Origin of the sequence: Leifsonia sp. Root227, assembly GCF_001428745.1 — a bacterium.
Taxonomy (GTDB): Bacteria; Actinomycetota; Actinomycetes; order Actinomycetales; family Microbacteriaceae; genus Leifsonia.
In genome coordinates, this window is the sequence record NZ_LMIO01000004.1 from 862,256 (window position 1) to 870,895 (window position 8,640).

An 8,640-nucleotide genomic window follows, 5' to 3' on the forward strand; every position below is an offset into this window, starting at 1 on the left:
CTCCTCTGTGTGATGGTCACGACGACCGGGCGGTCGTCGTGCTCGTGTCGACTCTGATGGGCGAATGGATCCGCGAGCGGAATCCTCCGGTGAGCTGGGCGTAGACGATCGGACGGGCGCCCAGCGCGCCCTCGAGCCGGACGACGGCGTCGTCGATGGCATCGACGACGGTGCGCGGGGCTGCACCCCTGCGGCAATTGACGGTGAGTTTCAGGGTCGACTGTCGACGCACCCGGTATGCGCTGACCGTCAGGGTCGCCACCCCTGGCACATCGGCGAGACGCTCCGCGAGCAGAGCGGACGGGATGGCGGTGTCGATCGAGATCTCGCCGTCGTCGCTGCGCGCACGCAGCACCGTGCCTGTCGACCCTCCGCCCTGCCGAGACGCGAACGCGATCAGGAGGACCACGAGCACGAGAGCGACGACGAGCGCGATCACGGCGGCGAGGCTGAGCGTCGTGCCCGCCCACAGCGGCCGGCCGAACACGTCGTCGGCCCACGAGGTCACCGTGCCGCCCGTGCTTCGCCAGATCGTGCGCGCGTTCGGATCGACGAGCATCCAGACGATGGATGCGCCGATCGCGAGCGAGACCAGCCCGGCGATCGCGAGGACTGTGCGATTGAGAGCGCGGTTGGTGTTGTTCACGATCCGACCCTTCCTTCCGGCGAGACGAGCACAGCGACGCGGATCGGGTGTGCAGGACCAGCGAGTCCGAAAGCGTCCACGACGGCGCTGCGCACCGCCTCGCGGTCGACGCGGCTCCCGGAGACGGGGACGATTCGGACCGTGGCCGCACGCCGTCCGAGGGACACGGACACCGCGTCGGCGGCCACCCCGGCCGTGCGTGCCGCGACGCGGGCGAGTGCCGACGCGACCATGTCGTCATCGGCCACCACGATGGCGTTGTCCGCCGCGAGCCGTCGTCGTGCCCGACGGCCGGGGAGTATCGCGAGGCAGACCAGGAGGACGCCGATCAGCGCGGCGAGCGCGGCGATGCCGAGCTGCAGCGCCACCGGGGCGTCCGGCAGCGCGGTCACCGCCGTGAGCATCGTTCTGGGTGAGACGAGCAGCGGTCGCAGTCCGAGGAGGAACAGCACGGACTCCGTCGCGACCCAGGCGATCACCACAACCAGGACCACCGCAGTGATCACGGCGGCCGTCGACCGCGGCGAGTGGGTCTCGCGGCGCACGATCCGCGCATCCACGGCACCGACCGAACCTGCTGCGCTCATCGCACTCTCCTCTCCGTGATGACGGCGCCGGTGGCACGGACGTCGACGCGTGTGACCTCCAGGCCGGTGAGTTCCGCCAACCGTGCGCGGGTGTCGGCTGCGGCGTCCGCGAGGCGGACGGTCAGGCCGGTGCCCGCCCCGATGCCTGTGCCGTCGCGCAACGGCGGCATCGCCACGGGTGACTGGATGCGCACGGCGATGGCGCCGGCGGAGTCGACGACGCGCGCCGCCGTGTCGGCGATCCGCACGCCGAGCGCCTCTGCGGCGACGGCCCTGGCGAGGCGTTCCAGCGCGCGTGGCGCGATGCGGTCGCGCCCCGCGGTCATGAGGAGGAGCGGCGGCCGCGCAGCGCGTCGGTCAGACGTGCCACGTCGATGTCGCCGCTGACCAGCCGCGCGACGAAGTACCCGACGAGCATGGCTGCTGCCACCCCGACGAATACCCAGAAGCCGAAGGCGGCCCAGACGACGGCGAGAGCACCGCCGACCAGGACGCCGAACTTGGCGGAGGTCACTGGACTCGCGCCTCCTGCTCGTCGTCTTCGTCGGACGGCACGTGCACGTCGTTGATGGTCACGTTGACCTCCGTCACCTGGAGTCCGACGATCTGCTCGATCGCCTGCGTGATCGCCGCGCGCACGTCGGCCGCGACCTTCTGCAGCGACACCGGGTACTCGGCGACGATGGTCACGTCGGCGGCGACCTGCGTCTCGCCCACCTCGACACTGATGCCCTGGCCGAGGTCGGTGTTGTTCATCGCGTCGCGAAGTGCTCCGAGTGCGCGGGCCGCTCCACCGCCGAGGGCGTACACCCCCGGCACCTCACGAGCAGCGATGCCCGCGACCTTCGCCACGACCGCGTCGTTGATGACGGTCTTGCCCTGCGCCGCTCCGATGTTCGATACGGCGGTGGTCGTTGTGTTCGCCATGCGTGGTCCTTCCGTCTGCTGCGGGGATCTCCCGCTGCGGTCACTGCTGTGACTCGTGCTCCTGGGACGGGAGGCCGCGCCCGTTCGTCACGCTTTCGGTACAGAAAACTCCGAAAATCTTTCCTGGCGTACTGTTCGCCTGTCTAACATGATGCGTGCGGCCGTTCAAGAGCGGCCGTCGAAGCGAGGGGGCGCCGTGCCGAGGACAACCGTGTCCGATCTGTGGGACGCGGCCGACGACACCCTCGCCGGCCGCGCCGCGGACGGCGACACGGTCGCGTTCGAGGTGCTGGTGCGCCGCCACGGCCCGCTGATGCGCGCGTACGCGGCCAGGATGCTCGGCTCGACGTACGAGTCGGACGATGTGGTGCAGGAGACGTTCGTCACGGCCTGGCGTCGGCTGGGTGAACTGCAGGAGGGCGCTGCCGTCCGGAGCTGGCTGATGCGCATCCTGAGCAGACGGTGCATCGACAGGATCCGCGCGCGCCACGAGCACGACGATGTGACCGAGCTGGATGCGCCGACACCTGACCGCGAGGAGCCGAGCAGGGTCGCGGAGGCGCGCACCGCTACCGAAGCCCTCGGCCGGGCGCTGGACCGGTTGCCGCCGTTGCAGAAGAGATGCTGGGTGCTGCGCGAGGTCGGACAGTACAGTTACGACGACATAGCGCGTGAGCTCGACGTCCCCGTGTCGACCGTGCGCGGACAGCTGGCCCGTGGCCGCAGGAAGCTGCTCGACGAAATGGAGGAATGGCGATGACCGATCCGCTGCTCCCCGCCGACGAGCTGATCGACGGGCACACTCTCGACGAGCTGAGCGACTACCTGGCGGCAGGTCGCACGCCGGCCGATCCCGCGATCGACGATTCTCCCGAGTGCCGTGCGGCGCTGACGGCGCTGGAACGTCTCGGCCGAGTCACGAGAGACCTCCTCGACGAGGAGGCCGCGGCAGCTCCGGCGGACGACGACTGGGTCGGCCGCATCCTCACGGGCATCCGGCTGGATGTGCAGTCCGGTCGCCGCATCCCCATCGTCCATCCGGATCCCGCCGCCGATCTGGCCCTGACCGAGGGCGCCGTGCGCGCCCTCGTCCGCAGCGTCGGCGACGGCATCGACGGAGTGCTCGTCGGACGGTGCAGGCTGGACGGCGACGTGGAGACGCCTGGGGCGCCGATCGCGGTCCACCTGGAGATCTCGGTGCGCTACGGCGCATCCATGGCGAACGCAGCCGACGAGGTGCGCGCGGCCGTCATCGGCGAGCTCGGCAGGCATGCCGAGCTGACCATCGCCTCCGTGGATGTGGTCGTCACCGACGTGCGCGAGTCGCGGACGGGAAAGGACGGACGATGAGCGAGACGCGCGCGGCGGACGACGCCTCCGTCGAGGGGTCGACGGCCGCTCTGGCCTCCAGCATCCTCGCCGTCCCCGGCGTCGACACGCTCTACCCGGCCGCCAGCCCGCTCGGCCAGGTGGCCACCGCGATCGGGTCTGCTCTCACGACGGGAGCGGTGCAGCAGGAGGACGTGCTGGTTGCGGGGGACCGCATCCGCATCCGGATCGGAGTGGACGGTATGGAGCCTGCCGCGGAGGTGTGCCGCCGCGTCTACGACGTCGCGAGCGCGTGGGCGGCGTCGTCCGGGCGCGCCGGCGCGGTCATCGACGTCACGGCGGCGACGATCGGGGCGTGACCGAACTAATCGCAGAATTTATTCTGCAGAATCAATTCTGCGATTAGACTCTCTCGCATGAGCACCCTCCCCGGCTGGATCGAACCCGCCAGTGACGACGTCCTCACGCCGAACGCGCTGCGCGGCCTCGCAAACCCCATCCGGTTGCAGCTGCTCGACCTGCTGCAGGCGGACGGCCCGGCGACCGCCACCGGGTTGGGGGAGCGGCTGGGGTTGTCCACCGGGGTGCTCAGCTACCACCTGCGGGTGCTCGCCTCGCACGGGTTCATCGTCGAGGACAGCGAGCGGGGCACGGGCAGAGACCGGTGGTGGAAGGCGGCGAAACGGTCGACGTCGTTCACCTTCCGGATGCCGGAGGACGCGGACGGCCACGACACGGCCGGCGCGACCGAGCAGGCCGCGCAGTTCCTCCGCCTGGTCGCCGAGCAGTCGCACCGCCGCACCATCGCCTTCATCGACTCGGTGGCCGGTCAGGTCGATGAGCTCGCCGAGTCGCCCTGGACGGTGACCGACCTGCCGCTCCGGCTCACGCCGGACGAGGCGCGTGCGCTGCGCAGTGAGGTGCAGGAGCTGCTCGTGCGCTACCGCCGCGATCCCGCCACCCCGGATGCGCCTGGCACCGTGCGCGCTCATGTCGCGTTCCAGCTCGTGCCTGAGAGCCAGCGGCCGGAATGATGCCCTCCGGCGCTGGGCGGGACGACGGGGCGGACAGGCCGCAGCGTCGGCGGACGCTCGCGCTGCACGGACTGGTCGGCGCCTGCTTCGCCTCGGGGCTGGGCACCGCGATGGCCGCGGTGGCCGTTCCCTGGCTGGTGCTGGAGCTGACGGGCAGCGCCGTCCTGACGGGGGTCGTCGGGTTCGCGCAGCTGGCGCCGTACGTGCTCCTCCAGGCGACCGCCGGTCCGCTCGTCGACCGTGCCGGTCTGCGCCGCTCCATGCTGGTGGGCAACACGATCGCCGCGGTCGCGATCGGGGTCGCGGCAGCCGTCGTCGCGTTCCACGCCGCCGGTCCGCACGCCGGTGCCTCCGCCAGTGCCTCGGCCGGGTTCTGGCCCCTCGCGGTCCTGGTCGCGGTGTCGGGGGCGGCGCGGGGCCTTGCGGATGCTGCGACCGCCCCGCTCGTCCCTGTCGTCGCCGAGGCGGCGCGGATGCCGATCGAACGCGCGACGGGCGTGTACGCGGCAGGTAACCGCGGTGCGCTCCTGGTCGGTATGCCGCTCGGCGGTGCGCTCGTCGCCCTCGTCGGAGCCGGCGGCGTGCTCGTCGTCGATGCGCTGGCGTTCTGCGTCGCCGTCGTCATCGTCGCCTGTGTGGTCCCTGCGGTCGCAGGGCAGCCGGGAGAGGCGACCGGTTCGCTCGGGTTGCGCACCTACGCGCACCAACTCGCCGAGGGGATGCGGTTCCTCCGCACCGACCGGCTGCTGCTGGGGATCGTCGCGATGGTCGCAGTCACCAACCTGCTGGATGAGGCGCTCACCTCGGTGCTCCTGCCGGTCTGGGCCAGCGACCGCGGCCACGGCTCGGCGGCGTTCGGGCTGATCGGCGGCGCGCTCGGGCTGGGCGCCCTGATCGGCGTGATGCTCGGAGCGTGGCTCGGACCCCGGCTGCCGCGCTGGGCCACATACGCGAGCTGCACCGTCCTGTCCGGCGCTCCACCGTTCTTCGCGCTCGCCGCCTGGTCGTCCGTCCCCGCTGTCCTGGCCGTGGCGGTGGTGTGCGGCGCGCTCGGCGGCGTCCTGAACCCGATCGTGGGCGCTGTGCAGTTCGAACGCATTCCGCCGAGGATGCACGCCCGCGTCCTCGGTGCTGTCAAGGCGAGCGCTTGGGTCGGCATCCCGTTCGGCTCGCTGCTCGGCGGAGCGCTTGCCGCAGCCGTCGGCCTCGCCGCCGCCCTGCTGCTGACCGGCGCGGCGATGCTCCTGATGACCCTCGCACCGTTCGTCTTCCCCGCCTGGCGCGGTCTCGACAGGACACCGCCGCCGGCACTCGCAAGTTCGTAGCCGTATCGCGAAACCGCGGGCGCTCCGCGCGAGCGGGCGAGAGTTCAGTTGGCGATCACCCGTGCCCGGCCGGCGAGGCAGCCGAACACGGCGAACAGACGTCGGCAAGTCGCGTTTGACCAGGGCTGGGAGCATCACGTTCAGGATGGCGGCGCCGAGCCGCGCCGCGCCGATCCGCAGCAGCGGCAGCCCTGGCATCGACCGCACGACCAGGCCGAGCTCGAGGCCGGCGAGCGAGCGCCGGTCCAGATCGCTCGTGGCGACGACGAACGTCCCGTCCCGAGCGGGCGACGAGCATCCCCGCGTGCACCAGGGGGCGCTGATCTACAACCCCATCGGTCTGGTCGGATAGACGAGCTCCGCCGTTCGGTTGACTCAACGGTGGGAACAATGGCCACCGCATTCGCGCTCGTCCCTAGATCGACGGTTGGGGCTGTGCATCCACTTGGAAAGTGATGCCGAATCCGGCGCGCCCATTTAGCAACCTTCAGGAATGAGCGTTATGGCGTCCACGATTCCGAGTCGGAGTACCTGAAGGTGCTTTGCAGCCTTTCATGAACCTCACGGGAGTGTCTACAAATGATCAATATTTTACGAAGGCAGGCTACGAGCGCAATGGCTCCACCAGATCGGCGCCCGCGGCGCCGAACCCGCGTTGCGGGCGCCGGAACTGCGGCGGCTGTAATCGCGATAGGTGTGGTGGTCACCACGTCGCCCGCCGCCTATGCCGTTGACACTCCCGACGGATACCAGGTGCTTAGTGGTTGGACTGCAGACGCGGCAAGCTCATCCGTCGTGCTTGACCTCCCGGGCACTTTCGCGGGCAGCGGTGCACAGGCCGTTTACTCGTCGACCGATGGCTTCTCGACTCCCAGCGGAGATCCGACCATCACGAGGCTCGCGCCCACGGTAAGAGCGTTCGACCCGAACTGCGGAAGCATCGTCAATCCTGGGGACGCGCTCACTTGCGGATCTGCTACGTCGCGGCTGACGTTCTCGCAGCCATTGGTGAATCCGGTCATCAGGATGAACGGCGGAGGAGGCTCGCTTACTGCTCCGGCGGGCATCGACCCTGAAACTGGGCTAGTGGACGACCACTACTGCGTCGTCAACCAGGCGAATGCTTCGATCACACAGGTGAATGGACAATCACCGGTTAGTGGTCAGGTCGAGATCAATACTCTTGGACAATCGTCCACGTGGGATCCCACAACGCTGACCCTCGATGCGCCGCCCGTGTCGCTGGCCGACATGACGCAGGAGAAACGTTGTGACGTAGCGAACATCGACTCTGCGACGATTGCGGGGAACTCCTACATTCAGATCCGGGGAGTAATCTCGAGCATCGACTTCAAGAGTTCGTTCCGTTCCACGATGTTGTACAACGACAGGGACACGGTTCTCCGCCTCCCTATTGATGTTCCACCCGATCCTGGAGAGAATGCGAATGCTGCTGCGTCGGCTGCGGCGGATGCGAACGGGAACCCGGCTGCTGTTGCGGCAGGGAACGCGGATGCGTCCACCCAGGCGTCGGCTGCGGCGGATGTGACGAGTGCTGCTGCTTCACAGGCCGCCGCGAACGCGGATGCGTCCACAGATGCGTCAGCTGATGTGTCGTCGGATGCGAATGCTGCTGCTCAGGCTGCTGCCGGTGCCGCTGGCAACGGGGACAACACGTCGAACACGCAGGGTGCTGCTTCGGCTGCTGCGAACGGTGACGCGACTGCTGCTGCTTCGGCCGCTGCTACCGCGGATGGGTCCTCGGACGCATCCGGTGGGGTACCGCCGGTACCGCCGCCGGCAGGGTACATTCCAGGTGGGCAGGTGGGATTCCCGCTCAGTGTGATTGCGCCGGTCGCGGACCTTTCGATTGAGAAGTCCGGTCCGATGATTGTTCAGCCCGGTGGCCAGGTCGACTGGTCGATTGAGGTCTCAAACGCCGACACGTCGGCGATCTCGCACGGGTTCATTGTGAAAGACGCCGTCCCAGCCGAGGTGACGAACGCCCAGATTGTCACTCCAAGCCCTTTCTGTGAGCTGGATGGACATGATCTGATCTGTTCAGTAGCGCCGGCTGGATGGTCCGTCCAGGACTCACCGAATGCTCTGGTTTCGCAGCTGACGGGTGGGGACCCTAATCAGGAAGTTCCCGGCGCTTTCGGAAACGGGAACACTTTCGTGATCATTCAGCTGACCGGTAATGCACCGCTCTCGGCTGGCACGTCGATCGCGAACCAGGCGACGATCGCTGGTGTTGATATTGACCTGAGCCCCACGAACAACACGAGCGAAGTGGTGACGGCGGTTGAAGAGTCGAATGTGAATGCGGCGGCGTCGGCTGCGGCGGATGCGAACGGGAACCCGGCTGCTCAGGCTGCCGCGAACGCGGATGCGWCCACCCAGGCGTCGGCTGCGGCTGATGTGACGAGCGCGGCTGCTGCTCAGGCGGCGGCGACGGCKGAYGCGTCCACGGATGCGTCTGCGACGGCGGACACGGATGCGAACGCTGCTGCTCAGGCTGCTGCTCAGGCTGCGKCGRATGCGGAYAACTCGTCTGCTGCGCAGGCTTCGGCTTCGGCTGCGGTGAATGGTGATGCGTCGTCGGCTGCGCAGGCGGCCGCGTCGGCTGCGCAGGCGGCCGCGATCGCTGATGCGTCCACGGATGCGTCGGTGAATGCGTCGGCTGCGACGAAYGCGAATGCGGCGGCGTCGGCTGCGGCGGATGCGAACGGGAACCCGGCTGCTCAGGCKGCSGCGAACGCGGATGCGACCACCCAGGCGTCGGCTGCTGC

At 69.1% G+C, this 8,640-nt stretch carries 12 protein-coding genes; 7 read left to right on the forward strand and 5 right to left on the reverse strand.

The features are described 5' to 3' along the window. Positions 1 to 16: 16 nt before the first annotated feature. Genes ASE16_RS18845 through ASE16_RS18865 form a run of 5 tightly spaced genes read right to left on the reverse strand, consistent with a single transcriptional unit; the run spans position 17 to position 2,160 of the window. On the reverse strand, positions 17 to 646 hold the full coding sequence (locus ASE16_RS18845; RefSeq protein WP_055898735.1) for a hypothetical protein: 630 nt from the start codon (positions 644 to 646) through the stop codon (positions 17 to 19). Further along, entirely contained in the window at positions 643 to 1,233 is a 591-nt protein-coding gene (locus ASE16_RS18850; protein WP_055898738.1) for a DUF6286 domain-containing protein, read from the reverse strand. Before ASE16_RS18850 ends, ASE16_RS18845 begins: the two co-directional genes overlap by 4 nt. After that, positions 1,230 to 1,559 (reverse strand): hypothetical protein, encoded by a 330-nt coding sequence (locus tag ASE16_RS18855; protein WP_055898741.1) that lies wholly within the window; start codon positions 1,557 to 1,559, stop codon positions 1,230 to 1,232. The genes ASE16_RS18850 and ASE16_RS18855 overlap by 4 nt, the downstream gene beginning before the upstream one ends. Further along, on the reverse strand, positions 1,556 to 1,747 hold the full coding sequence (locus ASE16_RS18860) for a hypothetical protein (protein WP_055898743.1): 192 nt from the start codon (positions 1,745 to 1,747) through the stop codon (positions 1,556 to 1,558). The genes ASE16_RS18855 and ASE16_RS18860 overlap by 4 nt, the downstream gene beginning before the upstream one ends. Further along, positions 1,744 to 2,160 (reverse strand): Asp23/Gls24 family envelope stress response protein, encoded by a 417-nt coding sequence (locus tag ASE16_RS18865; protein ID WP_055898747.1) that lies wholly within the window; start codon positions 2,158 to 2,160, stop codon positions 1,744 to 1,746. Before ASE16_RS18865 ends, ASE16_RS18860 begins: the two co-directional genes overlap by 4 nt. Positions 2,161 to 2,356: 196 nt before the next feature. Here ASE16_RS18865 and ASE16_RS18870 point away from each other — a divergent pair, with 196 nt between their 5' ends. The 7 genes from ASE16_RS18870 to ASE16_RS19845 all read left to right on the forward strand — a co-directional run. Then, entirely contained in the window at positions 2,357 to 2,920 is a 564-nt protein-coding gene (locus ASE16_RS18870; protein WP_055898749.1) for an RNA polymerase sigma factor, read from the forward strand. Then, positions 2,917 to 3,510 carry a hypothetical protein gene (locus ASE16_RS18875; RefSeq protein WP_055899114.1) on the forward strand — a complete coding sequence of 198 codons (594 nt, stop codon included), beginning with the start codon at positions 2,917 to 2,919 and terminating at the stop codon, positions 3,508 to 3,510. The genes ASE16_RS18870 and ASE16_RS18875 overlap by 4 nt, the downstream gene beginning before the upstream one ends. After that, entirely contained in the window at positions 3,507 to 3,848 is a 342-nt protein-coding gene (locus ASE16_RS18880; protein WP_055898752.1) for a hypothetical protein, read from the forward strand. Before ASE16_RS18875 ends, ASE16_RS18880 begins: the two co-directional genes overlap by 4 nt. A gap of 57 nt (positions 3,849 to 3,905) precedes the next feature. Further along, positions 3,906 to 4,523 (forward strand): winged helix-turn-helix domain-containing protein, encoded by a 618-nt coding sequence (locus ASE16_RS18885; RefSeq protein ID WP_055898756.1) that lies wholly within the window; start codon positions 3,906 to 3,908, stop codon positions 4,521 to 4,523. Continuing rightward, the gene (locus tag ASE16_RS18890) at positions 4,520 to 5,848 is read left to right on the forward strand and encodes an MFS transporter (protein WP_082581586.1); all 1,329 of its coding nucleotides are present in this window, start codon (positions 4,520 to 4,522) and stop codon (positions 5,846 to 5,848) included. The genes ASE16_RS18885 and ASE16_RS18890 overlap by 4 nt, the downstream gene beginning before the upstream one ends. 145 nt (positions 5,849 to 5,993) lie before the next feature. Next, positions 5,994 to 6,200: a hypothetical protein gene (locus tag ASE16_RS18895; RefSeq protein ID WP_055898762.1), complete on the forward strand. Its 207-nt coding sequence runs from the start codon at positions 5,994 to 5,996 to the stop codon at positions 6,198 to 6,200. A gap of 734 nt (positions 6,201 to 6,934) precedes the next feature. Continuing rightward, the coding region (locus tag ASE16_RS19845; protein ID WP_414843040.1) for a hypothetical protein at positions 6,935 to 8,640 on the forward strand (1,706 nt) is incomplete at its 3' end.

Coding starts and splice junctions, on each gene's coding strand:
- ASE16_RS18850 (WP_055898738.1), bottom strand. CDS start 1,233: ATGAGCGCAGCAGGTTCGGTCGGTGCCGTGGATGCGCGGATCGTGCGC.
- ASE16_RS18855 (WP_055898741.1), bottom strand. CDS start 1,559: ATGACCGCGGGGCGCGACCGCATCGCGCCACGCGCGCTGGAACGCCTC.
- ASE16_RS18865 (WP_055898747.1), bottom strand. CDS start 2,160: ATGGCGAACACAACGACCACCGCCGTATCGAACATCGGAGCGGCGCAG.
- ASE16_RS18875 (WP_055899114.1), top strand. CDS start 2,917: ATGACCGATCCGCTGCTCCCCGCCGACGAGCTGATCGACGGGCACACT.
- ASE16_RS18880 (WP_055898752.1), top strand. CDS start 3,507: ATGAGCGAGACGCGCGCGGCGGACGACGCCTCCGTCGAGGGGTCGACG.
- ASE16_RS18885 (WP_055898756.1), top strand. CDS start 3,906: ATGAGCACCCTCCCCGGCTGGATCGAACCCGCCAGTGACGACGTCCTC.
- ASE16_RS18890 (WP_082581586.1), top strand. CDS start 4,520: ATGATGCCCTCCGGCGCTGGGCGGGACGACGGGGCGGACAGGCCGCAG.
- ASE16_RS18895 (WP_055898762.1), top strand. CDS start 5,994: ATGGCGGCGCCGAGCCGCGCCGCGCCGATCCGCAGCAGCGGCAGCCCT.